Origin of the sequence: Rhabdonatronobacter sediminivivens (assembly GCF_013415485.1) — a bacterium.
Classification (GTDB): domain Bacteria; phylum Pseudomonadota; class Alphaproteobacteria; order Rhodobacterales; family Rhodobacteraceae; genus Rhabdonatronobacter; species Rhabdonatronobacter sediminivivens.
In genome coordinates this window covers 16,847-40,821 of record NZ_JACBXS010000029.1, presented here as the reverse complement: position 1 = coordinate 40,821, position 23,975 = coordinate 16,847, and the positions used below count along the sequence as shown (strand labels likewise).

The 23,975-nt window shown below is 67.7% G+C and carries 26 protein-coding genes; 9 read left to right on the top strand and 17 right to left on the bottom strand.

Translation table 11 applies throughout. The annotated features are described in order from the left end of the window. Positions 1-103: 103 nt before the first annotated feature. From HUK65_RS13445 to HUK65_RS13430, 4 genes are all read right to left on the bottom strand, one after another. Positions 104-1,558, bottom strand: a complete 1,455-nt coding sequence (locus HUK65_RS13445) for a Do family serine endopeptidase (protein WP_407692434.1) — start codon at positions 1,556-1,558, stop codon at positions 104-106. Between the two features lie 137 nt (positions 1,559-1,695). Further along, complete coding sequence (locus HUK65_RS13440; RefSeq protein WP_179906784.1) at positions 1,696-2,532, bottom strand: DUF296 domain-containing protein; 837 nt, start codon at positions 2,530-2,532, stop codon at positions 1,696-1,698. After that, a complete protein-coding gene (locus HUK65_RS13435) occupies positions 2,517-4,088 on the bottom strand; it encodes an acyl-CoA synthetase (RefSeq protein ID WP_179906783.1) in 1,572 nt (523 codons plus the stop codon). The genes HUK65_RS13440 and HUK65_RS13435 overlap by 16 nt, the downstream gene beginning before the upstream one ends. Beyond that, the gene (locus HUK65_RS13430; protein WP_179906782.1) at positions 4,085-5,254 is read right to left on the bottom strand and encodes an acetyl-CoA acetyltransferase; all 1,170 of its coding nucleotides are present in this window, start codon (positions 5,252-5,254) and stop codon (positions 4,085-4,087) included. The genes HUK65_RS13435 and HUK65_RS13430 overlap by 4 nt, the downstream gene beginning before the upstream one ends. A gap of 124 nt (positions 5,255-5,378) precedes the next feature. Between HUK65_RS13430 and HUK65_RS13425 the strand changes: the two genes are divergently transcribed. Then, the gene (locus HUK65_RS13425) at positions 5,379-6,344 is read left to right on the top strand and encodes a glycosyltransferase family 2 protein (protein ID WP_179906781.1); all 966 of its coding nucleotides are present in this window, start codon (positions 5,379-5,381) and stop codon (positions 6,342-6,344) included. Positions 6,345-6,458: 114 nt separating this feature from the next. Here the strand turns inward: HUK65_RS13425 and HUK65_RS13420 are convergent, their stop codons facing one another. The 4 genes from HUK65_RS13420 to HUK65_RS13405 are packed head-to-tail and all read right to left on the bottom strand — an operon-like array spanning position 6,459 to position 9,226. Beyond that, positions 6,459-7,241: an SDR family oxidoreductase gene (locus tag HUK65_RS13420; RefSeq protein ID WP_179906780.1), complete on the bottom strand. Its 783-nt coding sequence runs from the start codon at positions 7,239-7,241 to the stop codon at positions 6,459-6,461. Between the two features lie 8 nt (positions 7,242-7,249). Beyond that, entirely contained in the window at positions 7,250-8,212 is a 963-nt protein-coding gene (locus HUK65_RS13415) for a calcium/sodium antiporter (protein WP_179906779.1), read from the bottom strand. A gap of 28 nt (positions 8,213-8,240) precedes the next feature. Then, the gene (locus HUK65_RS13410; protein WP_179906778.1) at positions 8,241-8,423 is read right to left on the bottom strand and encodes a hypothetical protein; all 183 of its coding nucleotides are present in this window, start codon (positions 8,421-8,423) and stop codon (positions 8,241-8,243) included. A 5-nt stretch (positions 8,424-8,428) separates the two neighbouring features. Next, a complete protein-coding gene (locus HUK65_RS13405; RefSeq protein ID WP_179906777.1) occupies positions 8,429-9,226 on the bottom strand; it encodes a S49 family peptidase in 798 nt (265 codons plus the stop codon). Positions 9,227-9,347: 121 nt separating this feature from the next. Between HUK65_RS13405 and HUK65_RS13400 the strand changes: the two genes are divergently transcribed. Next, entirely contained in the window at positions 9,348-10,241 is an 894-nt protein-coding gene (locus tag HUK65_RS13400) for a LysR family transcriptional regulator (protein WP_179906776.1), read from the top strand. A 47-nt stretch (positions 10,242-10,288) separates the two neighbouring features. After that, entirely contained in the window at positions 10,289-10,795 is a 507-nt protein-coding gene (locus HUK65_RS13395; RefSeq protein WP_179906775.1) for a DUF1643 domain-containing protein, read from the top strand. Positions 10,796-10,864: 69 nt separating this feature from the next. Here HUK65_RS13395 and HUK65_RS13390 read toward each other — a convergent pair whose 3' ends face one another. The 4 genes from HUK65_RS13390 to HUK65_RS13375 all read right to left on the bottom strand — a co-directional run bounded on the left by HUK65_RS13390 (position 10,865) and on the right by HUK65_RS13375 (position 13,120). After that, positions 10,865-11,290: a TIGR01244 family sulfur transferase gene (locus HUK65_RS13390; protein ID WP_179906774.1), complete on the bottom strand. Its 426-nt coding sequence runs from the start codon at positions 11,288-11,290 to the stop codon at positions 10,865-10,867. Between the two features lie 25 nt (positions 11,291-11,315). Continuing rightward, positions 11,316-11,750: a DUF6691 family protein gene (locus tag HUK65_RS13385; protein ID WP_179906773.1), complete on the bottom strand. Its 435-nt coding sequence runs from the start codon at positions 11,748-11,750 to the stop codon at positions 11,316-11,318. Continuing rightward, positions 11,750-12,178: a YeeE/YedE family protein gene (locus tag HUK65_RS13380; protein ID WP_179906797.1), complete on the bottom strand. Its 429-nt coding sequence runs from the start codon at positions 12,176-12,178 to the stop codon at positions 11,750-11,752. The genes HUK65_RS13385 and HUK65_RS13380 overlap by 1 nt, the downstream gene beginning before the upstream one ends. A gap of 78 nt (positions 12,179-12,256) precedes the next feature. Next, complete coding sequence (locus HUK65_RS13375) at positions 12,257-13,120, bottom strand: MBL fold metallo-hydrolase (RefSeq protein ID WP_179906772.1); 864 nt, start codon at positions 13,118-13,120, stop codon at positions 12,257-12,259. Between the two features lie 143 nt (positions 13,121-13,263). Between HUK65_RS13375 and HUK65_RS13370 the strand changes: the two genes are divergently transcribed. Further along, on the top strand, positions 13,264-14,481 hold the full coding sequence (locus HUK65_RS13370; protein WP_179906771.1) for a bifunctional alpha/beta hydrolase/OsmC family protein: 1,218 nt from the start codon (positions 13,264-13,266) through the stop codon (positions 14,479-14,481). Positions 14,482-14,572: 91 nt separating this feature from the next. On the opposite strand, the gene HUK65_RS13365 is transcribed toward HUK65_RS13370, so the two are convergent. The 3 genes from HUK65_RS13365 to HUK65_RS13355 are packed head-to-tail and all read right to left on the bottom strand — an operon-like array spanning position 14,573 to position 16,362. Then, positions 14,573-15,421 carry an urea carboxylase-associated family protein gene (locus HUK65_RS13365; protein ID WP_179906770.1) on the bottom strand — a complete coding sequence of 283 codons (849 nt, stop codon included), beginning with the start codon at positions 15,419-15,421 and terminating at the stop codon, positions 14,573-14,575. Next, positions 15,418-15,624 (bottom strand): hypothetical protein, encoded by a 207-nt coding sequence (locus HUK65_RS13360; protein ID WP_179906769.1) that lies wholly within the window; start codon positions 15,622-15,624, stop codon positions 15,418-15,420. Before HUK65_RS13360 ends, HUK65_RS13365 begins: the two co-directional genes overlap by 4 nt. Positions 15,625-15,672: 48 nt before the next feature. Next, positions 15,673-16,362: a COG3904 family protein gene (locus HUK65_RS13355; protein WP_179906768.1), complete on the bottom strand. Its 690-nt coding sequence runs from the start codon at positions 16,360-16,362 to the stop codon at positions 15,673-15,675. A gap of 373 nt (positions 16,363-16,735) precedes the next feature. Here HUK65_RS13355 and uvrC point away from each other — a divergent pair, with 373 nt between their 5' ends. From uvrC to HUK65_RS13330, 5 genes are all read left to right on the top strand, one after another. Then, a complete protein-coding gene (uvrC, locus tag HUK65_RS13350; protein ID WP_179906767.1) occupies positions 16,736-18,610 on the top strand; it encodes an excinuclease ABC subunit UvrC in 1,875 nt (624 codons plus the stop codon). A 131-nt stretch (positions 18,611-18,741) separates the two neighbouring features. Continuing rightward, positions 18,742-19,125, top strand: coding sequence for a thiol-disulfide oxidoreductase DCC family protein (locus HUK65_RS13345; protein ID WP_179906766.1), 384 nt, complete (start codon positions 18,742-18,744; stop codon positions 19,123-19,125). Positions 19,126-19,191: 66 nt separating this feature from the next. Further along, positions 19,192-20,226 (top strand): RluA family pseudouridine synthase, encoded by a 1,035-nt coding sequence (locus tag HUK65_RS13340; protein ID WP_179906765.1) that lies wholly within the window; start codon positions 19,192-19,194, stop codon positions 20,224-20,226. Then, a complete protein-coding gene (locus HUK65_RS13335; protein ID WP_179906764.1) occupies positions 20,223-20,894 on the top strand; it encodes an HAD-IA family hydrolase in 672 nt (223 codons plus the stop codon). The genes HUK65_RS13340 and HUK65_RS13335 overlap by 4 nt, the downstream gene beginning before the upstream one ends. Next, entirely contained in the window at positions 20,894-21,607 is a 714-nt protein-coding gene (locus HUK65_RS13330; protein WP_179906763.1) for an ATP12 family chaperone protein, read from the top strand. The genes HUK65_RS13335 and HUK65_RS13330 overlap by 1 nt, the downstream gene beginning before the upstream one ends. Positions 21,608-21,613: 6 nt before the next feature. Here the strand turns inward: HUK65_RS13330 and HUK65_RS13325 are convergent, their stop codons facing one another. Together HUK65_RS13325 and HUK65_RS13320 are read right to left on the bottom strand one after the other, a co-directional pair. Then, positions 21,614-22,393 (bottom strand): slipin family protein, encoded by a 780-nt coding sequence (locus HUK65_RS13325; protein ID WP_179906762.1) that lies wholly within the window; start codon positions 22,391-22,393, stop codon positions 21,614-21,616. A gap of 3 nt (positions 22,394-22,396) precedes the next feature. Then, positions 22,397-23,818: an NfeD family protein gene (locus HUK65_RS13320; protein WP_179906761.1), complete on the bottom strand. Its 1,422-nt coding sequence runs from the start codon at positions 23,816-23,818 to the stop codon at positions 22,397-22,399. Between the last annotated feature and the right edge of the window lie 157 nt (positions 23,819-23,975).

The window sequence follows — 23,975 nt, the reverse complement described above, 5'->3', positions numbered from 1 at the left end:
CCGCCGCGCATGTTCCTTCGCCCTCCCGCAAATGACAGCGCGGCGCGAACCCGAAGGTCCGCGCCGCGCGTGGCAGTGCTGATGGCCTGCGCAAATCCGGGGCTCAGTCTTCCTCGACACTCAGCGCCACGAAGCGCGGATCACCACCGCGGCGCAGAAGCACCAGCAAAGAGCGGCGCCCGGCCTCGCGCGCCTCTTCGGCCCGCTCGCGCAACTCGGCAACGGTGTTGACCGGGGTCTGGCCAGCCTCGGTGATGACATCGCCGGGGCGCACATCCTTCTGGGCGGCATCGCTTTCGGGGTCGACATCCCGGACCAGCAAGCCGCTCATGCCCGATGCGATGCCCATTTCCTCGCGCAGGGCATCGGTCAGCGGCTCAAGACGCATTCCCATGTAGCTGCCCGCGGTTTCTTCCTCGGGTTCGGGGGCGGCCTCGTCCGGCGGGGTCATGCCGTTTTCCACCAGTTCGCGCTGACCCAGTGTCACGGTCAGGGTCAGTTCCTCATTGTCACGGAACACCACCACCTCGACATCGCGGCCAACGCCCGCATCGCCCACGCGGCGCACCAGCTGGCGCGTGTCGCGCACGATGCCGCCATCGAAGCGCAGAATCACGTCGCCGGTCTGCATCCCGGCCTCGCGCGAGGGGCCTTCCATCACATCGGTGACCATGGCACCTTCCGCCCGGTCCAGGCCCAACGCCTCGGCCATGTCATCGGTCAGATCCTGGATACGCACGCCCAGCCAGCCGCGCCGGGTGGTGCCGAATTCGCGCAGTTGTTCGATCACCCCCACGGCCACATTCGAGGACATGGCAAAACCGATCCCGATGGAGCCGCCGGTGGGCGACAGGATCGCGGTGTTCACGCCGATGACCTCGCCCTCCATGTTGAACAGCGGCCCGCCCGAGTTGCCACGGTTGATGGCGGCGTCGGTCTGGATGTAGTCATCGTAATTGCCCTGCAGCGCACGCCCACGGGCCGAGATGATGCCCGCACTGACCGAAAACCCCTGCCCCAGCGGGTTGCCCACCGCAATCACCCAGTCCCCCACGCGCGAGGCTTCGGAATCGCCCCAGGGCACATAGGGCAGCGGGCTTTCATGTTCGACCTTCAGCAAGGCCAGATCGGTGGCTGGGTCGGTGCCGATCAGTGTTGCGGGCAGTTCCAGCCCGGCGAAGAATTCCACCAGAATCTCATCCGCGCCTTCGATCACATGGTTGTTGGTGACAATGAAACCGTCCTCGGAGATCACGAAGCCTGATCCAAGCGCCTGGCTTTGCCGTGGGCGATCTTCACGGTCGAAGAAGTCACGAAAGAAATCCTCGAAGGGCGAACCCTGGGGCGGGGTGGGCATCGGATCGTTCCGGGATGCCACCGTGGTCGAGGTGGTGATGTTCACCACGGACGGGCTGACACTTTCGGCCAGATCGGCAAAACTGGCAGGGCGATCCTGGGCGGCGGCCTGCACCGTTTGCATCGCCAGAAGCAGCACGGCCAGCATCAGGACCGCAAGCCCCGGCCAGAGATACCGGCGTGTATCGCACGAAAGGGTCATGGCACGGCTTTTCGTCATGGTCACTCCAGATATGGCTTTCGGGCCGCGGGGGCGCGGCCTGGACTCAGGTGCAACATAGGGGTCAGCGCGGAAAACGCAAAGCCCGCGCGCGCCGCTCAACCACACGTGAAACCCTGTCAGCAGCAGGGATCAGCCCGCCGGATCAGGATTTCGCAGGTCACACAGACCCCGCAATGCCCGCGTTCCAGCCCGGCCAGCGTGATCCGCCCGCCAAACCCCACCACCAATGCCGACAGGGCCGCATGACCGTTGACGATCTGCCCATCCGTGATCAGGATTTCCGTGGCGATGCTAGCCTCGGCCCCCATGGTCAGGCGCGGCGCCACCAGGCTGCCCAGCCCGTGCACCGTACCATTCCGGATGCCATGGGCCGCAGCGGCCGCTTCCACGGCCAAGGTGATATCCTGGTTGGGCCGCAGGGTCAGCAGCACGGCATCGGGGTCTTTGACCGTGGCATCCGGCACCGGCTGAAACAGGTCGAACCGGGTCTCCGGGTCCGGTGTCACCTCCAGCATGGCCCCCTCCAGCGCCCAACCCCGTGCCCGGGCGGGTTCGGCCAGCACCGTGGCGCTGGGCAGCACATGCCCGCCACCGGCGCCGCGCGCGCCCTGCCACCCGCCATGACCATGCAGCCAGGGCTCCCCACCACGGCGCCCCAGATGCAGGCTCAACCGTGTCATTACCGCGCCATCGGCCCGGTGCGGCCCGTCATACCAGGCGGCGTGTTCGCCTGTCGGATCCGGGCCGGGGCGCAAATAGTCCAGCCGTGCCATGGGGACATCGGCAAGTTCCAGCCATGCGGCGCGCAGGCCGGTGTCTGCCAGCGCCTCCAGCAGGGGAACACCCGCCGGCAGAATGAGGGTCAGCGGCTCGGCCCGCACGGGCAGCGCGCAGAAGCGTTTTGCCGCCACCGGTCCGGGGTGGGTCAGCCGTTCGATCACGGCGCCGGCCACTGGCCCCGGCGTTCCAGTTCGGCACGGATCAGCTTTCTGGTGACCTTGCCATAGCCGGATTTGGGCAGTTCCTCCCACAGGACCACCGATTTCGGCAGCTTGTAGCGCGCCAGGTGCGGGGCGATGCCCGCCTGCACCGCCTGCGGGTCCAGCGCGGCACCGGGTTCGGGGACCACCACAGCCAGGCCAACCTCCCCCCACTCCGGGTCCGGGACGCCCAGGACGGCACATTCCGACACGCCGGGGATGCGCAGGATCACCTCCTCGATCTCGCGCGGGTAGATGTTGGACCCGCCCGAGATATACATGTCCGAGGCCCGCCCGGTCAGATAGACAAACCCTTCGGCATCCATATGGCCCAGATCGCCGGTGCGGAACCAGCCGTTGCGAAAGGATTTGGCGTTGGCCTCGGGGTTGTTGTGGTAGCCGGCAAAGACGGCGGGGCCGATGACGCAGATCTCGCCGGTTTCATTCGGGCCCAGGGCGCGGCCGTCGTCATCCTGCACCTGCACCTCCATGCCGGTGCGGGCAAAGCCGCAGGTGCCCAGCCGCATCTGCGAATCGTCGGTGGTATGGTGCACGGGGGGCAGCACGGTGATGCTGCCCGTCACCTCGCCCAGCCCGAAATACTGCACCAGCACGGCGCCGAGTTTCTCCAGCGCGCGGATCTGATCGGCGCGATACATGGGCGCGCCCGCATAGATGACATGGCGCAGCGCGGAATGGTCCGCCGTGTCCACCGCCGGGTGTTCCACCAGCCGCTTGAGGATGGTGGGCACGGTAAAGGCATTGGTGATGCGCCAGTCCTGCACCAGTTGCCAGATCACGCCCGGGTCAAATCCGGTGCCGGGCGGCAGCACCGTCTTGACCCCCTTGGCCACCTGCCCCAGCAGATGCACCCCCGCACCATGCGACAAGGGCGCAACGACCAGGGAGGCATCCCCCGGCCCGCTGTCCGGCATCAGGTCGCACATGAAATTGGTGATGACAAAGGCCATCTGCCCATGGGTCAGCACCGCCGCCTTTGGCCGCCCCGTGGTGCCCGAGGTGAAGAAGAACCACGCCGGGTCATCACGGTCCACGGCCACGGCATCAGGCGCCTGCCCCATATGCGCGGCGACCAGCGCGTCATAGTCAGCCTCGCCCCCGCCGATGGTCACGGTGGCCTCCACCAGCCCGGCGCAGGCGCGGGCGTGTTCCGGGAAAGCTGCATGGCCGATCAGCAGCTTCGGCGCGGCGGTTTCGGCCAGCCCGGCCAGTTCCGCAGGTGCCAGCCGGAAATTGGCGGGCACCCAGACCGCGCCCAGCCGCCAACAGGCGAACATGGCCTCGATCATCTGGATGTTGTTCGACGAATGGACCAGCACGCGGTCGCCCTTGGCCACGCCCAGCCCCTGCAGCGCGGCAGCGCAGGCGCAGGCGCGGGTCTCCAGCTCGGCCCAGCTGAGGCGCAGATCGCCCCAGACCAGCGCCAGATCCGGCCCCAGCCGCCGCGCGGTCTGGCTGAGCATCGAGGCCAGGTTCATCACCCGGGTGCTGACCGGCGCCGCGCTCATGCCACACGCTCCAGGATGGAACAGTAATTGGCCACGGCGACGCCCCCCATGTTGAAGACGCCCGCGGTTGTGGCGCCGGGGATCTGCATCGCGCCGGCTTCATCCGCCACCTGCATCGCGGCCATGACATGCATGGAGACCCCGGTGGCGCCGATGGGGTGGCCCTTGGACTTCAACCCGCCCGAGGGGTTCACCGGCAGCCGCCCGTCGCGCGCCACTGTGCCGTCACGGATCGCGCGCGCGCCCTGCCCGGGGGCGGTCAGGCCCATGGCCTCGTATTCCAACAGTTCGGCGATGGTGAAGCAATCATGGGTTTCCACCAGCGCCAGATCATCCAGCGTCATCCCCGCCTTCGCCAGCGCGCCCGCCCAGGCCCGGCGCGCGCCCTCAAACGCCAGCACATCGCGGCGTGACATGGCCAGAATGTCATTGGCCTGCACCCGGGCGCGGAAACGGATCGCACGCGGGGCGTCCGCCGCCGCCACCGGCGCCGCCAGCACCAGCACCGCCGCCCCGTCCGAGATCAGCGAACAATCGGTGCGCCGCAGCGGCCCGGCCACGCGGGGGTTCTTCTCGGACGGGGTATTGCAGAAATCGACGCCGAAATCCTTGCGCATATGGGCAAAGGGGTTGGCCATGCCGTTGCGGTGGTTCTTGGCGGCGATCATGGCGAGCGCCTCGGACTGGTCACCATGGCGCTGGAAATAGCTTTGGGCAATCTGGCCGAAGAGCCCTGCGAAGCCGCCCTCGACCACCGCTTCCTCGGCCACGTAGCTTGCCCCCAGCAGGATGTCGCCCACGGCGGCGGTGGGGGTGGCGGTCATCTTCTCCGCGCCGATGACCACGGCGATCTGACCACGCCCGGCATCCAGGAAATCCAGCGCCCCGTGCAGCGCCGCCGAACCCGTGGCGCAGGCGTTTTCAAACCGCACCGCCGGAGTGTGGCGCAAACGCTCATCCCCCATGGCCACCAGTGCGGCCTGAAAATCCTGTTGCGAAAAGCCGTTGTTGAAGACGCCGACAAAGAGGCCGTCCACATCCTCGGCGCCGATCCCGGCGTGGGCCAGCGCCTGCGGAAGCGCCTCGGCCATGAGCGATTCGGTGTCCGGGGCTTCGGACTTGCCAAAGCGGGTATGCGCCCAACCGATGATCTGCGCGCGGGTCATTGCGGCCTCCTCCCTGATCTCTGTTTCGGCGCAATCCACCACAAATCCGCGCCCTTGCCCAGTGGGTGCCGCGATTGGGCTGCATCTGTGCTATGGGCAGAAGGTCTGCAGCGATGAGGGAAAGATGGCGGTAATCGACGCGGTGGTGATCGGCCGGAATGAGGGGGCGCGGCTGGGCGCGGCCATTGCCGCCCTGCGCGCGGATGTGCGCCGCGTGGTCTATGTGGACAGCGCGTCCTCGGATGACAGCGTGGCGGTGGCGCGGGCGGCAGGGGCGGATGCCGTGGTGGAACTGGCCCCGCCGCTGAGCGCGGCGCGGGCGCGCAATGCGGGGCTGCGCGCACTGTCGGATGATCCGCCCGAGTTCATACAGCTGGTCGATGGCGATTGCGTGGTGGTTGCGGGCTGGATTGCTGCGGGGCTGGAGGCGCTGAACGCCCGGCCTGACCTGGCCGCGGTCTTTGGCCGGGTACGCGAAGAGGCGCCGGGGACGTCGGTCTATAACCGGATGCAGGACCACGAATGGGACATGGTGGTGCGGGGCGGCGCCAGCTTTACCGGCGTGTTCCTGGGCCGGTTTGCGCCGCTTCTGGAAACGGGCGGGTTCCGCGAGGACCTGATCGCGGGCGAAGAGGGCGAGTTCTGCGACCGCTTGCGGGCGGCGGGTTGGCAGGTCGCGCCGGTTGGGCAGGAGATGGCAACCCATGATCTGGCCATGCACCGGCTGGGCCCGTTCTGGCGCCGCGCGGTGCGGGCAGGGCATTCCTTTGCGCAGGTGGCAACCGTGACGCCTGGCGCCTATCGCGCCGAACGGCTCCGCGCCTGGGTCTGGGCGGTCGTGCTGCCGCTGGCGGCGGTGCTGCTTCTGCCCTGGATCGGGGGGCTGGCGCTGGCGGGCCTGGGCGCGCTTTACCTGGCCTCGAACCTGCGCAATGCCCGGCGCCTGCGCGCCGAAGGTTTCAGCCGCCGCCACGCGGCCGCCGGGGCCGCGTTGCTGACGCTGTCAAAATTTGCCAACCTGCAGGGGATGCTCACCTGGGCGATACGGCGCTGGCGCGGGCGGGAGCCCGGGTTGATCGAATACCGGTGAGGCGCCGGACTTTCATCCATGCGCATCTGGCCGGTGCCGGGGGGCCAGCCCCCCGGACCCCCCGGGATATTTCGACAAGGATGAAGGGGATCGGGGGCGCAAGGGAACCGAGAGTCAGGGGCTGCCGAGGGGGTCGGAGCTGTGCCAGGCAAGGTGTTGCCCGCCGTCAACGGCAATCATCTGGCCGGTGACCGATGGCGCCTCGAGCAGGTAACCAAGCGCTGCGGTAATATCGGCTTCGGAGGCGCCGCGATGGAGCAAGGTTCCGGCGCGTTCGCTGGCGAAGTCCTCGGGGGTCTGGTGGATTGACCGCAAGGTGGGTCCGGGGCCGATGGCGTTGACGCGCACATCGGGCGCGAGGCCCTGGGCAGCCGTGCGCGTGAGGGTCCAGAGCGCGGATTTTGCCAAGGTGTAGGTCATGAAATCGGGGTTCAGGCGCCAGACCTTCTGGTCGATGATATTGATGACCTGCGCCTGGGCGCGGGGTTCGTTCATGGGATCACGCGCGGCCGGGGGCGCCTGGGCGGCAAAGCGCTGGGTCAGAACGAAGGGCGCGCGCAGGTTGGACATGAAGTGCCTGTCCCAGCTTTCGCGGGTGGCGGTGGCGATGCTGTCCTGCTCGAAGATCGAGGCGTTGTTGATCAGCAGCGTCAATGGGCCGCCGAGCACCTGCACGGCGCGGTCGATCAGGGGCGCGATCTGGGCGTCATCCAGCAGATCGGCCTGCAGCGCGGCGCTGCGCTGGCCCTGTGCGGCGATTTCATCGGCCACGGTCTTGGCCTGTCCGGCAGAGCTGCCGTAGTGCACCGCCACGTCCCAGCCGCGCGCGCCCAGCCACAGAGCCATCGCGCGCCCCAACCGCCGCCCCGCACCCGTCACAAGTGCCTTGCCTGTCATGTCTGCCCCTAGCCGCCGCGTATCACCAGGAAAGTGATGTAGCCCGCATAGGCCAGAGACAAGGCCAGCCCCACCGGCCGCGTGATCGGCGCGCCGCGCAGGATGAAGGGCAGCAGCAGCAGCGAACTGCCGGCCATGACCCACAGGTCAAGGCGCAGCATGGATTCGGGCACGGCGATGGGGCCGACCATGCCGGCCACACCGATGATGCAGAGCAGGTTGAAGATGTTGGAACCGATGATATTGCCCATGGCGACCCCCGCCTCGCGCCGCCAGGCGGCGAGCAGCGTGGTCGCCAGTTCCGGCAGCGATGTTCCCACCGCCACCAGCGTCAGCCCGATCACCGCATCCGAGACGCCCAGCGCCGAGGCGATGTCCACCGCCCCCGCCACCAGCAGTTGCGCCCCAAGCGGCAGGCCGAGGATCCCCAGCACCAGGAACAGGGTCAGCTTCCAGCCTGGCAGCGCGGGGTCGGCGCCTTCGAGATCGCCGGGATCATCGGCCTCGGCGGGGGCCGCAGCCCGGATCGCCCGGGCGCGGCGCAGATTGTCGCCCAGCATCAGCCCCAGCCCCAGCAGCAGTGCCAGCGCCTGCCAATGGTGGAACACGCCGCCCATGGCCAGCGCAAGGAACAGCACCGTGGCGGCAATCATGATGGCGAAATCCCGGCGCAGCGCCGGGTCCACGGCCAGCGGCGCGATCAGCGCAGGCAGGCCCAGCACCATGAGGATATTGGCAATGTTCGATCCCACCACATTGCCGAGCGCCAGACCGCCCGCGCCGATCCAGACCGCCTGGACCGAAACCACCAGTTCCGGCGCCGAGGTGCCGAAGGCGACCACCGTCATGCCGACCATCAGCGCCGGGATGCCCAGCCGCAGCGCCAGATTGACCGCCCCGCGGACCAGCAGATCGCCTGCCACCAGCAAAATGACCAACCCGGCCGCAACCTGTGCAAGATCGATCAGCATCACATGGCCCCCCGGCGCAGCGGCGCGGTCAGTTCTTGCAGGTGCACGTCCCGGTTCCGATCAGGAAACGCCCGCATTCGGGGCATTTGCGCGGGCGTCCCAGGCGGGTCTGGTCGCGCTTGCCGATCTTGCGCTTGGGATTGATCCAGCGCTGGACAGCCCCCATAACCACCATGAACACCAGAAACAGGGTAACGATCTTGACCAGCATGCGCCTCAGGCCCCGTAGCGTGCGCGCAGGGCGCGTTCTTCAGCGGTGGCCAGGGCATCCTGCATCAGGCTCAGGCCGAAGCGGCGCAGCAGCGGGCGACGGGGGCCATAGGGGATGAAGCGCAGTTTCTCGCCATAGAGCGCCTTCATCTTCGGCACCAGATGGTCGATCCCGTCGGCCAGCCCGGCGCTGACCGCCCTGGCGCCGATGCGGATGGAGCCGTCGAACAGGTCCTCGTCGGCGTGCAGGCGGGGGCCGCGCCGGGACTTGACCTGATTGATGAAGGTTTCATGGATCTGGGCCTGCCAGTCGCGCAGGCGGGCGACCTCTTCGGGGTTTTCGGGGCGGAACGGGTCCAGCATGGACTTGCGTTCACCGGCGGTGTGCACGCGGCGCTGCACCCCGTAGCGTTCTATCAGCCCGTCGAAGCCGAAACCCGCATAGATCACCCCGATGGAGCCGACGATCGAGTTGGCATCCACCCAGATGTCATCTGCCGCCGTTGCCAGCCAATAGCCGCCCGAGGCGGCCAGATCCTCGACAAAGGCATGGACCGGCACCTTGTGCTCAGTGGCCAGGCGGCGGATGCGCGCGGCGATGAGCGAGCTTTGCGCGGGCGAGCCGCCGGGCGAGTTGATCGCCAGCGCCACCGCACGGGGCTTGCCGCGGCGAAACGCGGCTTCGATCACCGGGGCGAGAGTCTGGTCATTCAGCCGCCCGGACCCGGAGGCGATCATGCCATCGAGCCGAACAACCGAGACCACGGGCCCGCGCCAGCGCGAGAGGGAGAAAAACCTTGCCATGCCGTCGCATGTAAGCCGATGCCCCCCGGCCAACAAGATCCTGCGGCGCTTTATCTGCGCGCTGTTGCGCCCACCCCCGCCCCGGCGCAGGATGGGCAAAGCGCAACGGAGGCCATTGCAGATGCTTGACAAGCTGGAAATGTTCATCGCCCTGGCAACAGAAGAGCATTTCGGCCGCGCCGCTGAACGTTGCGGTATCAGCCAGCCATCGCTTTCGGGGGCGATCCGGCAACTGGAAGCGGAACTGGGGGTGCAACTGGTCTGGCGCGGGTCGCGCTATCAGGGGCTGACCCCCGAAGGCGCGCGGGTGCTGGACTGGGCGCGCCGGATCGTTGCCGACGCCCGCACCCTGCGCGAGGAAATGCGCGCCGCCCGTCAGGGGCTTTCGGGCAATCTGCGGCTGGGCGTCATCCCCACCGCGCTGCCGATGGTGGTGCGGCTGACCGACCCCTTTCTGAAGCGCCACCCCAATGTGCGCATCCGCATCCTGTCGCGTAACTCGGTTGAAATCCTGCAGGAGGTCGAGAATCTGGGCCTTGATGCCGGGATCACCTATCTGGACAACGAACCGCTGGGGCGGGTGTCCAGGGTGCCGCTGTATTCCGAACGCTACCGGTTGCTGATGCGCGCCGATGGCCCTCTGGCCGCGCGCGACGCGATGGCCTGGTCGGAACTGGCCGGCCTGCCGCTGTGCCTGTTGACGCCGGACATGCAGAACCGGCGGATCGTGGGGCGGCTTATGGCCGATGCCGGGGTCGAGGCTGCGCCGATGGTGGAATCGAACTCGATCCTGGCGCTGATTGCCCATGTCACTGCCGGGCCCTGGGTCAGCATCGTCAACGAACATACCACCGCGCTCCTGTCGGGGGATACCCGGCTGCGGTCGATCCCGCTGACCGGCGGGCGGCCGGGGCTGCAGGTCGGGCTGATCGCGCCATGGCGAGAGCCGCACACCCCGGTTCTGGCCGCCCTGCTGGCCGAGGCCCGCCGCATATCCGAGGTCGAGGGCGCCTGACGCTCCATCCGCTTGCCCGCCCTGCCCAGCGCCGCTATCACCGCGCCATGATCACCCGCAGCCATACCAAGGGCGATGCCCCCTCGAGCGCGATATATTCACCGTGCGAGCAGTATCGTTACGCGCTGACCCGCATCTGGGACAGTGCGGGTGACAAGGTGTTGTTCGTGATGCTGAACCCGTCCACCGCGACCGAGGTGCAGAACGATCCCACCGTCGAGCGCTGCGAACGCCGCGCGCGGACACTTGGGTTCGGCGCGTTCCGGGTGTGCAACATCTTTGCCTTCCGCGCCACCGATCCAAAGGTCATGCGCACAGCCCCCGACCCCATCGGCCCCGATAACGACGCGGCAATTGCCGAAGGGGCGGCCTGGGCGGACCGGATCATCTGTGCCTGGGGCACTCATGGAGCGTTTCTGCAGCGCGGGGCGGCGGTGGAACGGCTGTTGCGCGCCACGGCGCAGCCGCTGTTCCACCTTGGCCTCAGCAAACACGGTCACCCGAAGCACCCGCTTTACATCGGCTATGCCCAGCAGCCCCGGCACTGGGCCTGAAACGCAGCGCGGGGGCCGGGCCAGTGGCCGCGGCCCCCGCACAGGGTATCCGGGATCGCGGTTGCGCGCTCAGCCGCGGGCCAGTTGCTCGATCGTGGGGCGGAACTGTTCGGTGGCGTAGCCATATTTTGCTCCGGCAGCGACCAGTTCATCCGTGGGGCGCTTGCCCGCCTGCGACAGCGCCCAGACGATGGACGAGCGGTTACCCGAGGCGCAATAGGCCAGCACCGGCCCCCCGGCCCCATCCAGCGCCGCGCCCTGGGCTTCGACATTCTCCATGGTGATGGCACCGCCGACAACCGGGTTCAGGACAAAGCGCATGCCCGCGCCTTCGACCGCGGCGCGGATGGCCTCGGCCTGCACCTCGGGCGGGATCTCGCCGTCGGGGCGGTTGCAGATCACCGTGGTGAAACCGGCCTCGCGGATAGCGGCCACGTCTTCGGGGGTGATCTGCGGGGAAACGGCATAACCGTCGGCGATGGGGCGGATATCCATGGATCTGTCCTTTGCTGCTTGTGGCTCAGGCGGCGGCCAGCCGGTCCACACGGGCGCGAATCGGTGGTGCGGCCACCATACCCGCCACCATCGCAATCAGAAACACGATGCCGCCAGTGCCGCCCCAGCTGATCGAGGCAATCGCCGGGCCGGGGCACAACCCCACCAGCCCCCAGCCCGCCCCGAACAGGACCGAGCCCAGCACCAGATTATGGCCCAGCCGCGGGTCCGGCCGGGACGGAAATGTCCCGCCCAGCGCCGGGGCCGCACGCCGGTTGGCAATCTGCCAAGCCACCAGCATCGGCAGGATCGCGCCCCCCAGCACAAAGGCCAGCGTGGGGTCCCAGGCGCCGAACACATCCAGCCATCCCTGAACCTTGGTGGTGTCGGTCATGCCCGAAACCAGCAGACCCGCCCCGAACAACCCGCCCGAAGCGGCAGAAAGGAGTACACGTTGCATCAGATCACCCCCAGAAGATGCCGGAACAGGACCACGCTCAGGCCCCCCGCCAGCAGATAGAACACCGTTGCCACGATCCCGCGCAGCGAGAAGCGCGAAATCCCGCACACCCCGTGCCCCGAGGTGCAGCCGTTGGCCAGCCGCGTGCCGATCCCCACCAGCAGGCCCCCGGCGATGACCACCGCCAGGTTCGAGGTTATGTTGGTGCTGACCTCGACACTGTAGAGCGGCAGCATCAGCGCAGGCACCACCACCAGCCCGGCCAGAAAGGCCCCGCGTTCGGCCCAGTCATGCAGGCCCGAGCGGTCCACAAGCCCGCCAATGATCCCGCTGGCGCCCATGATGCGCCCGTTGAACAGAAGAAACAGCGCCGCGGCGCTGCCGATCATCAGGCCGCCGACAAGGCCCCAGATCCAGTCCGGTTGAATGAAGCTCATGATATCAGGTTCCGTTTGGTTGGCGCGCCCAAGGGGCGCGAGAGGGCCGGGGCAGCGCCCGGCACTGGCTTACAGCTTGTTGACCGGCACCTTCAGGTAGACGGTGCCATTGTCCTCGGCGGGCGGCATCTGGCCTGCGCGCATGTTCACCTGCAGCGAGGGCACGATCAGCCGTGGCATGGCCAGGCTCGCATCGCGTTCGGTGCGCATCTGCACGAAATCCTCGCGCGATTTGCCTGCGCCCACATGGACATTGCGGGCTTTCTGCTCGCCCACGGTGGTTTCCCAGGCGTAGTCCTCGCGCCCTTCGGCCTTGTAGTCATGGCCCACGAAGATGCGCGTCTCATCAGGAAGGGCCAGTATCTTCTGCACCGAATCCCACATGGTATCGGCCGAGCCGCCGGGGAAATCGCAGCGCGCGGTGCCGAAATCGGGCATGAACAGCGTATCGCCCACGAAAGCCGCGTCACCGATCACATAGGTCAGGCAGGCCGGCGTGTGGCCCGGCGTGTGCAGCACATCGACGCGCAACTGGCCGATATGGATCGAATCGCCCTCGTTGAACAGCTGGTCGAACTGGCTTCCGTCGCGCTCGAACTCGGTCCCGGCGTTGAAGACCTTGCCGAATGTGTCCTGCACCACGGTGATCTTGTGCCCGATGCCGATCTTGCCGCCCAGTTCCTGCTGCAGGTACGGAGCTGCGGACAGATGGTCGGCATGGACATGGGTCTCCAGCAGCCACTCCACCCGATAGCCCTTTTCGCGCACAAAGGCGATCACGGCATCGGCGGATTTGGTGCTGGTCCGCCCCGAGGCATAGTCGAAATCCAGCACCGAATCGATGATGGCGCAGGCGCTGCCGCCCGGGTCGCGCACCACATAGGTTATGGTGTTGGTGTCATGATCGAAGAACGAGGTCACTTCCGGTTGCATCGTCTTACCCCTGGTTGATGTCCTGGGCGCAATATAGCCACAGGAAAACATATTGCAAGAAGTGAATGTTATTTGCGCGCAGAGTAGCAATGGCGCCGGATCATACCTAGCTGATGGGCAGCACGGAAATCGGAGGGGACAGAATGCGCAGCGAACGGATCACATTCACCGGCCATGATGGCCACCAGCTGGCGGCCCGGCTCGACCGCCCCGAAGGCACGGTGCGGGCCGCGGCGCTGTTTGCGCATTGCTTCACCTGCTCCAAGGACATCCAGGCCGCGCGGCGGATCGCGGGGCGGCTGGCGGCGCGGGGTATTGCCGTGCTGCGGTTCGATTTCACCGGGCTAGGGCATTCGCAGGGCGAATTTGCCAACACGGATTTTTCCTCGAATGTGGATGATCTGGCGGCGGCGGCGGACTGGATGGCGGGGCAAGACATGGCACCGCAACTGCTGATCGGCCATTCGCTGGGCGGGGCGGCAGCGATTGCCGCAAGCCCCCGGATCGACAGCCTGCGCGCCCTGGTCACCATCGGCGCCCCGGCCGATCCCGGCCATGTGCTGGGCAATTTCGGCACCGCGCTGGAGACGATCCGGGCCGAGGGCGAAGCGACCGTAACGCTGGAGGGGCGCGATTTCACCATCCGGCGCGGCTTTGTCGAGGATGTGGCGCAGGCGGCGCTGGAACCGGCGCTGAAATCGCTGCGCGCCGCGCTGCTGGTGCTGCACGCCCCGCGCGACATGGTGGTGGGAATCGAAAACGCGCAACAGATCTTCGTGGCGGCCAGGCATCCGAAAAGTTTCGTGACGCTCGATGACGCGGATCATCTGATCTCGGACCCGGCGGATGCCGAATATGCCGCCGATGTGATCGCCGCCTGGTCCGCGCGCTATATGGACCTGGCATCGGCCGAGGCACCACCCGACGCCCCCGAAGGCGTGACCCGCGTGGCCGAGGCCGAGGGCGGGCGCTTCCGCCAGGATATTGTCATTGACGGGCGCCACCAGCTTGTGGCCGATGAACCGGCCTCGGTGGGGGGTGACGGGCTGGGGCCGTCGCCCTATCAGCTGCTGGCCGCCGGGCTGGGGGCCTGCACCACCATGACCCTGCGCATGTATGCCACCCGCAAGGACCTGCCGCTGGAGCACGTCAGCTGCGATGTCACCCACACCCGCTGCCACAGCACCGATTGCGAGGGGGGCGAAGGCAAGGGCCGGATCGATGTCTTCACCCGCGAGATCCGCCTTCGCGGGGATCTGGATGACAACACACGCCAGCGATTGCTGGAGATCGCCGACAAATGCCCGGTCCACCGGACCCTGGAAGCGCAGGCGGTGGTGCGGACCCATCTGGCGGCGTAGCCCGCGCCGCACCGACCGGCAGCCCCGGCACAGGCGCCCCCACACCCACGCGCGCGCTGCGGGCGCCGCCCCTGTCTATCACAGGGGCAGGTTACAGCCCGTGGGTCCGGTCATAGCCATTGGGCGATGGCGGATGCCAGCCCGCCAAAGCGCCCGGCGCGGGGGCAAAGACCTCGACCTGCAGCGGGTGGCAAATGGCCCGGTCCGAGGAATGCTCCGCCCCGCAATCCCCGCCCGGACAGGCCGAGAGCACACCCAGCAGGTCGATCTCGGCGAAGAATTCGATGTGATCCCCCGCCCGCGCCGGGGTGGCCTTCATGAAGTATTGCCCGGTATCGGCGGTAAACCCGGTGCACATGAAGACATTCAGAACGTCATGCACCAGCGGTTCGGCCTGCGCCGGCGCCATTCCGGTTTCCGCCGCCAATGCGCGGGTCAGGTTGGAATGGCAGCAATGGTGGTAATCCTGCCCGCTCAGCAGATGGTGGGTGTAGGGGTCACAGCGGGTGCCGATCACGTCATGCACCGCACAGCCGAAACCATCACGCCCGTACCAGGCTAGCGTGTCGGTGGTGATGGTGGCCATGGGGCGCAGATGCGGAAACCCGGACCACAGCCGGTCGCCGGTGCTGACATGGGTGCCATGCAGCGCGCGGGTCTTGCCCGAGAAGAACCGCTCGGACAGGTCCGTGGCATGGAACAGGTTCAGATCCCCGACCTGCGGCCCCTCGGCGCAGGTGATACGAAAGAACTGGCCCGCAGCGACACGAAAGGCGCGCGCCTCACGTGCGGGGACGCGTGTGGCGGCGGTGCGGGTGGCCTGCGCCCGCGCGGCGGCATAGAGCGCCAGGTCCGGCCGGGGCAGGCTGTCCACCGGGTAGCAGATCACCGGGGCGACGGCACGGCGGGTGTCGGCATCGGGGGGCAGTGGCAGGGTCATTGCTGGCTCCGATCGGCAAGGCAGGCCGCGGGTTTGCGCCCCTTTGGCAGGGCGATCTCGGCCCCGCAGGCGGCGCAGCGATGCAGAACCCGGCCATCGGCCAGGGCGCGGCGATCCTCGCGCCAGCGGCAGGCGCGGCGCTTCCACGGTTGCAGGATCAGGATCACCGCCACGGCGATCAGCAGGGCAAGGATGATATACATGCCCATGGCTTCGCCCAAATCCGCGCCGGGGGCAAGGGTGAGGCGCGTTCAGGGAACGGTCAGCACCCCCGCCGCCCGCAGTTCCGCATGATCCGGATACCACATCGGCGCGCGCGGCAAGCTGGACAGCCGCGCGATGAAGGCCTCGGATACCGCCTGGGCGCGAAAGATCGCCATGTCGCGCTGCATCTCGCGCACCGGGTCGATCATGCCATAGGCGCGGTGGGCGGGGATGAAATAGCCGTGAAATCCAAGCCGTGCCTGCGGCGCCATGCTGCGCCCCTGACCGCCCGCAAAAATCAACGCACAGGCCGATGCACAATGCCCCGCGACATGGGTTGCCAGTCCATGGGCGCGGATCACGCTGACCGCGCCGCGGGCCTCGTAGATGTTGCCGCCATTGCTGTCCAGCGTCAGTCGCCGCACATCCGGGGAGGCAGCGAGCCGAAGGCGCAGGGCCTCGGTCAGCCCGAAATCCACAGTGCCGGAAAAGGCCAGTGTGCGCCCGTCCGCGGAAAGGGACAGAGAGAAATCGGGCGGCGGTATCTGCAGGGGCGGCGGCGGGGCCGCAGGTTCGGTCCGCGCCAGCAAGACGCCCACCAGCATCAGCCCAGACAGCGCCCCCCCCAACAGGACGCGCAACACCAGCTCATCAATCCGAAGTCCTGTAACACAAGGCAGTCCCATGGCAAAAGAGTGCAGCGAACCGGGGTCCGGCGCCAGCAGATCGCCACTCACATGACGGTGATCCGAGGGCCACAATGGCGCAGGGTGACGCTGCTACCGCTCGAATTCCTGCCTCTCAGACCCATCTTGCAGTCGGAACCGTTCAAGTTGTGCACCGCAGGCAAGGCCGGTTTTCGTTGGTCACAAAAATGATAAGTGATTCAGGCGGTTGGGGCTGGGAGATAATTTAGTTGATTTATTTCAACACCTTAAAACTTTGCCTATTTTTTGTGCAACCCTTGGAGGGCGCCGGGATTCAAGGGATAATCTCCCTGCCCGGCAATCTTCCCACAGGGTTATCCACAGAATTGGTGGATACCTTAACACTTGAAACCTGCAGCCGGACATTGCAGCGAGAACCAGAATCACCAACCCTTGGAACCTGATGTCACAGACCCCGCCCGATCCCCCCGAAGCCCCGACCGGACATGCCTGCATCCAGTCCTATCTGCGCACGCTGGACAATTCCCCCGGCGTCTACCGGATGCTCAACGCCCAGTCCGAGGTGCTCTACGTCGGCAAGGCGCGGCAGCTGAAGGTGCGGGTGGCGAATTACGCGCGCCCTTCGGGGCATTCGGGGCGGATCGCGCGGATGATCGCCGAAACCGCCTCCATGATGTTCCTGACCACACGCACCGAAACCGAGGCGCTGCTGCTGGAGCAGAACCTCATCAAGCAGTTGAAGCCGCGCTACAATGTGCTGCTGCGCGATGACAAGAGCTTCCCCAACATCCTGCTGCCAAAGGATCACCCCTTTCCGCAACTGCGCAAGCATCGCGGGCGCAAGACCGTCAAGGGCAGCTATTTCGGCCCCTTCGCCAGCGCCGGCGCCGTCAATCGCACGCTGACGCAGTTGCAGCGGGTGTTCCTGCTGCGCAACTGCACCGATTCGGTGTTCAACAGCCGCACGCGGCCCTGCCTGCTCTATCAGATCAAACGCTGCAGCGCGCCCTGCGTGGGCCATATCTCCGAAGCGGACTATGCCGCGCTGGTGGCCGATGCCGAACGCTTCCTGTCGGGCAAGAGCACCAAGATCCAGGCCCAGCTTGCGCAGGACATGCAGGCCGCCGCCGAGGCGATGGAGTTCGAGCGCGCCGCCGCCCTGCGCGACCGCATCCGCGCGCTGACCAATGTGCAGCAAAGCCAGGGCATCAACCCCCAGGGCGTGGCCGAGGCCGATGTCATCGCGCTCCATATGGAAGGCGGGCAGGCCTGCGTGCAGGTCTTCTTTATCCGCGCGAACCAGAGCTGGGGCAACCGCGATTTCTACCCCCGCACCGGCGCGGGGGCCGAAGCGCCCGAAATCCTGCAAGCCTTCCTGACGCAGTTCTACGATGACAAGCTGCCGCCCCGGCTGATCCTGCTGTCACACCCGCCCGAAGATACCGAACTGGTCGCCGATGCGCTCAGCGAACGCGCCGGGCGCAAGGTCGCGCTGGCCGTGCCCCAGCGGGGCGAGAAGCTGGATCTGGTGGTCAATGCCAGCCGCAACGCGCGCGAAAGCCTTGGCCGGCGCATGGCCGAGGGGGCCGCCCAGTCCAAACTGCTGGCCGGCCTGGCCGAGGCCTTCGATCTGGACGCCCCCCCGCAACGGGTCGAGGTCTATGACAACTCCCATATCCAGGGGGCCAATGCCGTGGGCGCCATGATCGTCGCCGGCCCCGAAGGCTTCATCAAAAGCCAGTATCGCAAATACAATTTCAAGGAAGGCGAGGTCACCGCCGGGGATGACCTGGGCATGATGATGGCCATGCTCAAACGCCGCTTCGAACGCCTGCAACGCGAAGACCCCGACCGTCAGGGCGACACCTGGCCGGACCTGCTGCTCATCGATGGGGGCGCGGGCCAGGTGGGCGCCGTGGCCCAGGCCCTGGCCGAACTGGGGGTCGAGGACATCCCCCTCATCGGCGTCGCCAAGGGCGTGGACCGTGACCAGGGCAAGGAGGAATTCCACCGCCCCGGCGCCCGCCCCTTCGCCCTGCGCCGCAATGACCCGGTGCTCTATTTCATCCAGCGCCTGCGCGACGAGGCACACCGCTTCGCCATCGGCGCCCACCGCCAGAAACGCGCCGAGGGCGTCGGCGCCACCCCGCTCGATGATGTCCCGGGCGTGGGGGCGGCGCGCAAACGCGCGCTGCTGGCGCATTTCGGCTCGGCCAAGGCGGTGACGCGCGCGGGGCTCGCGGACCTCAAGGCCGTCCCCGGCATCTCCGAGGCGCTGGCCCAATCCATCCATGACCACTTCCACACCCGCGACTGATCACCCCGGCACGCCCCCTCCGCCGGGGTGCTGGCGCCCATGCCCCGCCGCCCGAAGCAGCCGCGCCCCGGGCCGCCGCGTGGGCGCTCCTTGCCTCTGGACAGCGCGCCCCGGCGCCCCACATCTCCCCCATGCAGACGCTCACCATCCTTTACAACGACCGCTGCCCCATCTGCCGGGCCGAGATCGCGCATTACCGCCGCCTGGCCGAACGCCATGACGCGCCCGTGCGCTTCGATGATCTGCACCGCGCGCCGCTGGCCGATTGGGGGCTGGACCGGGACCGCGCCATGCGCCGCCTGCACGCGCTGCAGGGCGAACGGATGCTCGATGGCGTCGATGCCTTCCTCGCGCTCTGGCGTGCCCTGCCCGGCTGGCGCTGGCTGGCGGCGATCGTGGGACTTCCGGGGCTGCGCCAGATCACCGGACTGGTCTATGACCGTCTGCTGGCGCCCTGGCTCTATGCCCGCAACCAGCGCCGCGCCGCCGCCCTGCGCTGCGAAGAAGGCGGTTGACTCCGCGCCCCGGCCGCGAAAAAGAACCGCCATGACCCGGATCGCACCCCCATTCGGAACGGCGCCATGAGCGGCGTTCAGACCCTGACCATCGGCGCCGATGAAGGCGACCAGCGGCTGGACCGCTGGCTGAAGCGGCGTTTCCCGCAGATCACCCAGGGGTTCGTGGAAAAGGCCTGCCGCAAGGGCGAAATCCGGCTTGATGGCGGCCGCGTCAAGGCCAACACCCGCGTGGAACCCGGCCAGAGCGTCCGCCTCCCCCCTCTACCCAGCGCGCCCCCGGCACCGCCACCCGCACGCGCGGGCGTCTCGCACTCCGATGCGCAGATGATCGAAGCCGCGGTCCTGTGGAAGGACCAGCATATCATCGCGCTCAACAAGCCGCCGGGCCTGCCCAGCCAGGGCGGCAGCGGGCAGGGCCACCGCCATGTGGATGGCCTGTCCGAGGCGCTGATGTTCGGCTACAAGGAACGCCCCGTGCTGGTGCACCGGCTGGACAAGGACACCTCGGGGATCCTGCTGCTGGCGCGCACCCACCGCGTGGCCCGCCGCCTGACCGAGGCCTTCCGCCACCGTGAAACCCGCAAGCTTTACTGGGCGCTGGTGGCGGGCGTGCCCACCCCGCGCATGGGCACCATCCGCTACGGGCTGGTCAAGGCCGGCGGCCCCAATGCAGAAAAGATGCGCTGCCTGCACCCCGATGAGGTCCCCGCCACCCCCGGCGCAAAACGCGCCACCACCGATTACGCGGTGCTCTCGGCCCTGGGTCGGCGCGCCGCCTGGATGGCGCTGGTCCCGGTCACCGGGCGCACCCATCAGCTGCGCGCGCATATGGCCGAACTGGGCCACCCCATCGTGGGCGACGGGAAATACGGCGGCTCGGGGCAGGAAAACCTGGGCGATGGCTGGGGCGCCCAATTGGGCGGCGAGATCAGCCGCAAGCTGCACCTGCACGCCCGCATGATCCGCTTCCAGCACCCGGTCACCGGGCGGCCCGTCACCCTCACCGCCCCGCTGCCCGAGCATATGGCCCGCAGCTGGAAAACCCTTGGCTGGACCGAAGACGAAGTCCCCGAGGATCCGTTCGAGGACACCCCATGACCCTGCGCCTTCTGGTCTTTGATGTGGATGGCACGCTGGTCGACAGCCAGGCGCTGATCCTGGGCGCCATGGCGGCGGCATTCGACGCAATCGCGCATCCCTGCCCGCCCCGCGCGCAGGTGCTGGGCATCGTGGGCCTGTCGCTGCCCGTGGCCATGGCGCGGCTGGCCCCCGATCTGGGCGCGGATGACCACGCGCGGCTGGTCGATGCCTATCGCGCGGCCTTTGGCCAGATGCGGCTGGATCAGGTGGCCCCGCTCTATCCCGGCGCCCGCGCGGCGCTGGACCTGCTGGCGCAGGATGACAGCCTGCTGCTGGGCGTGGCCACCGGCAAATCCCGGCGCGGCCTGTCGGCGCTGCTGGCCGCGCATGGGCTGGCCGACCGCTTCACCACCCTGCAGGTGGCCGATGACCACCCGTCAAAACCCCACCCGGCGATGCTGCTGGCCGCGCTGGCCGAAACCGGGGTCGAGGCCACGAGCGCCGTCATGCTGGGCGATACCAGCTATGACATGGAGATGGCCCGCGCCGCCGGCGTTACCGGGATCGGCGTCAGCTGGGGCTATCACCCCGTGGCGCAGCTTCACGCCGCCGGCGCCGCGCAGGTGATCGACGCGTTCGACGCGCTGGCCCCGGCGCTGGGCGCGCATTGGCACAGGGCGGCATGATGGCAGGCTGGGCGCGCAAACGCTTCTGGACAACGGTGGACACCCAAACCACCGAGGACGGCCATGTGGTCACGCTGGATGGCCGCCCCCTGCGCACCCCGGCCCGCGCCCCGCTGGCCGTGCCAACCCGCGCGCTGGCCGAAGCCATCGCCCGGGAATGGCGCGCCCAACCCGAGGTGATCGACCCCGGCGCCATGCCCGCCACCCGCACCGCCAATTCCGCCATCGACAAGGTGCGCGGCCAGCAGGCCGAGGTCTCGGCCCTGATCACGGCCTATGGCGACAGCGATCTGATCTGCTATCGCGCCGAAGCCCCGCAGGAGCTGATCGCGCGCGAGGCCGAGGCCTGGGACCCGCTGGTGGACTGGGCCGCGCGGCACTATGGCGCGCGGCTGACGCTCTGCCATGGCGTCATCCACCACCCGCAACCGCCCGCGGCACTGGCCGCGCTGGAGCCTCCGGTCGCGGCCATGTCGGCGTTTGAACTGGCGGCCTTCCATGATCTGGTCGCGCTTTCGGGGTCGCTGGTCATCGGCCTTGCGGTGCGCGAAGGCTTCGCCCCGCCCGAAACCCTGTGGCAGGCCGCGCAGGTCGATGAGACATGGCAGATCGAACAATGGGGCGCGGATGACGAGGCCGCCGCCCTGACCGCCGGGCGCCGGGCGGCGTTTCTGGACGCCGCCCGCTTCATCGCCTGCCTGCAGCAGGACTGAGGCCCCTCAACTCTTCTTCGGCGCCATCTGCTGGATCATCCCGGCCAGCTCGGTTGGGAAGGGGAAGACGATGGTCGAGTTCTTCTCGGCCCCGATGGTGGTCAGGGTGGACAGATAGCGCAATTGCATGGCGCCCGGGTCCGCGCTGAGGATCTGCGCCGCCTCCAGCAACTTCTGCGCCGCCTGTTCCTCGCCCTCGGCATTGATGACCTTGGCGCGGCGCTCCCGCTCGGCCTCGGCCTGGCGGGCGATGGCGCGGATCATCGATTCGTTGATATCGACATGCTTGATTTCCACATTCGCCACCTTGATCCCCCAGGTGTCGGTCTGGCTGTCGATGATCTCCTGAATGTCGTTGTTCAGCTTGTCGCGCTCGGACAGCATTTCATCCAGCTCATGCTTGCCCAGCACCGACCGCAGCGTGGTCTGCGCCAGTTCGGACGTGGCCTGCATGAAGTTCTCCACCTGGATCGTGGCCTTTTCCGGGTCCACCACGCGGAAATAAATCACCGCATTCACCCGCACAGACACGTTGTCCTGGCTGATCACATCCTGGCTGGGCACATCCAGCACCCGCACCCGCAGATCCACGCGCACCACCTGCTGGATGACCGGGATCACCAGGATCAGCCCGGGCCCCTTGACCCCGGTGAACCGCCCCAGCGTAAAGACCACCGCGCGCTCATATTCGCGCAGCACCTTGATGGCCGAGCCCAGAAAGGCCAGCACCAGCACCAGAAGAACGGCCACAAAGGCCAGATCTCCGAAGATCGCAAAGATATCCATGGTTTACTCCTGTGTCGGAGGCGTGCGCACGGCACGTCTGTTGTCTGTGTCCGGGGTGACATGCAGGGTCAGCCCGTCGATCTCGATGATCCGCACCGCCGCGCCCGGTGTCAGCGGCGGGCCGTCATGCCGGGCATTCCAGCGTTCGCCATGGACCAGGACATGGCCCCTGTCGCCCGTCCAATCCTGCACCTGCGCCTTCGCGCGCAGCAGATCATGCGACCCGGTGGTCACCCCGCGCTTGTGCGAGGTCACCGCCATCCGCGCGATCAACATCGTGAAGGCGAGCGCTGCCACCACAACTGCGGCCAGCATCGGAATCGAGGTTTCCAGCCCCGGCACCTCCGAATCGAACAGGAAAACGCCCCCCGCCGCCAGTGCAATCGCCCCGCCGATCCCCAGGACACCAAAGGAGGGGCTGAAGACCTCGGCCAGCAACAAGGCCAGCCCCAGCCCGATCAGCGCCAACCCGGCAAAGTTGAAGGGCAGGATCGACAGCGCAAACAGCCCCAGGATCAGGCTGATCCCGCCGATGGTGCCCGGGATCAGCGCACCGGGGTTGAACAGTTCGAACACGATCCCGTAAAACCCCACGATCATGAACAGCAACGCCAGATTCGGATTGGCGATGATCGACAGGATCTGCGTGCGCCAGTCCGGCTCCAGCATGACAATGCTCAGGTCACGGGTCTGCAGCACCATCTCCTCACCATCCATCTGCACGCTGCGCCCATCGGCCAGGTCCAGAAGCTCGGTCAGGTCGCGGGCGATGAAATCGGCCACATTCTCCTCCACCGCGGCGCGGGCGGTCAGGGTGGCGGCATCGCGCACCGCCGCTTCCGCCCAATCGGCGTTGCGCCCATGAACCTCGGCCAGACTGCGTATCTGCGAAACCGCATCGTTCAGCGCCTTGGCCATGGCGGCATCGCCCGCGGGGCGCGGCGCGTCATCCGCGCCGTTTTCATCCTCTTCGGTCGGGTCCGGGCCGCCGAAGGGCATGCTGCCGCCGCCCATACTGACCGGCGTTGCCGCGCCAACAGATGTGCCCGGCGCCATCACCGCCAGATGACTGGCATACATGATGAACGTCCCCGCACTGGCCGCCCGCGCCCCCGAAGGCGCCACGAAAGTCGCCACCGGCACCTCCGAGGCCAGAATGGCGCTGTTGATCTCGCGGGTTGAGGTCACAAGCCCCCCGGGCGTGTCCATGCGCAGGATGACCAACCCGGCTTCCCGCTCGGCCGCGCTGCGCAGGCCGCGGATCAGATAGTCGGCACTGGCGGGGCTGACGGCATCGCGCAGATCCAGCACGATGGCCAGCCCGCCCGGCTCCTCCTCGGCCTGGGCCAGAATCAGCCCGGCCAGCCCCATAAAGGCCAGCACGGCAAAGGCAAGAACCCTGAGACTGCGTAAGGTCACGGTCATCGCTCACTCCTGCCCCGGGATCAGGGGGCGCTTGTGACAAGGCGTAGAGCGCCCGCAGCCCCGATCAAATCACGAGACGTCCATACCCCGACTGACCGGCGCCCTGCGACGGTCAGAGCGCCCCCGAGGCGCGCAGGGTGGGTGGGTGGGCGCGGCT

Excerpts from the sequence above, each read along its gene's own strand:
- HUK65_RS13390 (WP_179906774.1), bottom strand. The coding sequence starts at position 11,290 with ATGGATATCCGCCCCATCGCCGACGGTTATGCCGTTTCCCCGCAGATC.
- HUK65_RS13385 (WP_179906773.1), bottom strand. The coding sequence starts at position 11,750 with ATGCAACGTGTACTCCTTTCTGCCGCTTCGGGCGGGTTGTTCGGGGCG.
- HUK65_RS13320 (WP_179906761.1), bottom strand. The coding sequence starts at position 23,818 with ATGACCGTGACCTTACGCAGTCTCAGGGTTCTTGCCTTTGCCGTGCTG.
- HUK65_RS13400 (WP_179906776.1), top strand. The coding sequence starts at position 9,348 with ATGCTTGACAAGCTGGAAATGTTCATCGCCCTGGCAACAGAAGAGCAT.
- HUK65_RS13395 (WP_179906775.1), top strand. The coding sequence starts at position 10,289 with ATGATCACCCGCAGCCATACCAAGGGCGATGCCCCCTCGAGCGCGATA.
- HUK65_RS13435 (WP_179906783.1), bottom strand. The coding sequence starts at position 4,088 with ATGAGCGCGGCGCCGGTCAGCACCCGGGTGATGAACCTGGCCTCGATG.
- HUK65_RS13360 (WP_179906769.1), bottom strand. The coding sequence starts at position 15,624 with ATGTATATCATCCTTGCCCTGCTGATCGCCGTGGCGGTGATCCTGATC.
- HUK65_RS13405 (WP_179906777.1), bottom strand. The coding sequence starts at position 9,226 with ATGGCAAGGTTTTTCTCCCTCTCGCGCTGGCGCGGGCCCGTGGTCTCG.
- HUK65_RS13345 (WP_179906766.1), top strand. The coding sequence starts at position 18,742 with ATGCAGACGCTCACCATCCTTTACAACGACCGCTGCCCCATCTGCCGG.
- HUK65_RS13445 (WP_407692434.1), bottom strand. The coding sequence starts at position 1,558 with ATGACCCTTTCGTGCGATACACGCCGGTATCTCTGGCCGGGGCTTGCG.
- HUK65_RS13415 (WP_179906779.1), bottom strand. The coding sequence starts at position 8,212 with ATGCTGATCGATCTTGCACAGGTTGCGGCCGGGTTGGTCATTTTGCTG.
- HUK65_RS13420 (WP_179906780.1), bottom strand. The coding sequence starts at position 7,241 with ATGACAGGCAAGGCACTTGTGACGGGTGCGGGGCGGCGGTTGGGGCGC.
- HUK65_RS13340 (WP_179906765.1), top strand. The coding sequence starts at position 19,192 with ATGAGCGGCGTTCAGACCCTGACCATCGGCGCCGATGAAGGCGACCAG.
- HUK65_RS13375 (WP_179906772.1), bottom strand. The coding sequence starts at position 13,120 with ATGCAACCGGAAGTGACCTCGTTCTTCGATCATGACACCAACACCATA.
- HUK65_RS13335 (WP_179906764.1), top strand. The coding sequence starts at position 20,223 with ATGACCCTGCGCCTTCTGGTCTTTGATGTGGATGGCACGCTGGTCGAC.
- HUK65_RS13365 (WP_179906770.1), bottom strand. The coding sequence starts at position 15,421 with ATGACCCTGCCACTGCCCCCCGATGCCGACACCCGCCGTGCCGTCGCC.
- HUK65_RS13370 (WP_179906771.1), top strand. The coding sequence starts at position 13,264 with ATGCGCAGCGAACGGATCACATTCACCGGCCATGATGGCCACCAGCTG.
- HUK65_RS13430 (WP_179906782.1), bottom strand. The coding sequence starts at position 5,254 with ATGACCCGCGCGCAGATCATCGGTTGGGCGCATACCCGCTTTGGCAAG.
- HUK65_RS13325 (WP_179906762.1), bottom strand. The coding sequence starts at position 22,393 with ATGGATATCTTTGCGATCTTCGGAGATCTGGCCTTTGTGGCCGTTCTT.
- HUK65_RS13410 (WP_179906778.1), bottom strand. The coding sequence starts at position 8,423 with ATGCTGGTCAAGATCGTTACCCTGTTTCTGGTGTTCATGGTGGTTATG.
- HUK65_RS13425 (WP_179906781.1), top strand. The coding sequence starts at position 5,379 with ATGGCGGTAATCGACGCGGTGGTGATCGGCCGGAATGAGGGGGCGCGG.
- uvrC (WP_179906767.1), top strand. The coding sequence starts at position 16,736 with ATGTCACAGACCCCGCCCGATCCCCCCGAAGCCCCGACCGGACATGCC.
- HUK65_RS13330 (WP_179906763.1), top strand. The coding sequence starts at position 20,894 with ATGGCAGGCTGGGCGCGCAAACGCTTCTGGACAACGGTGGACACCCAA.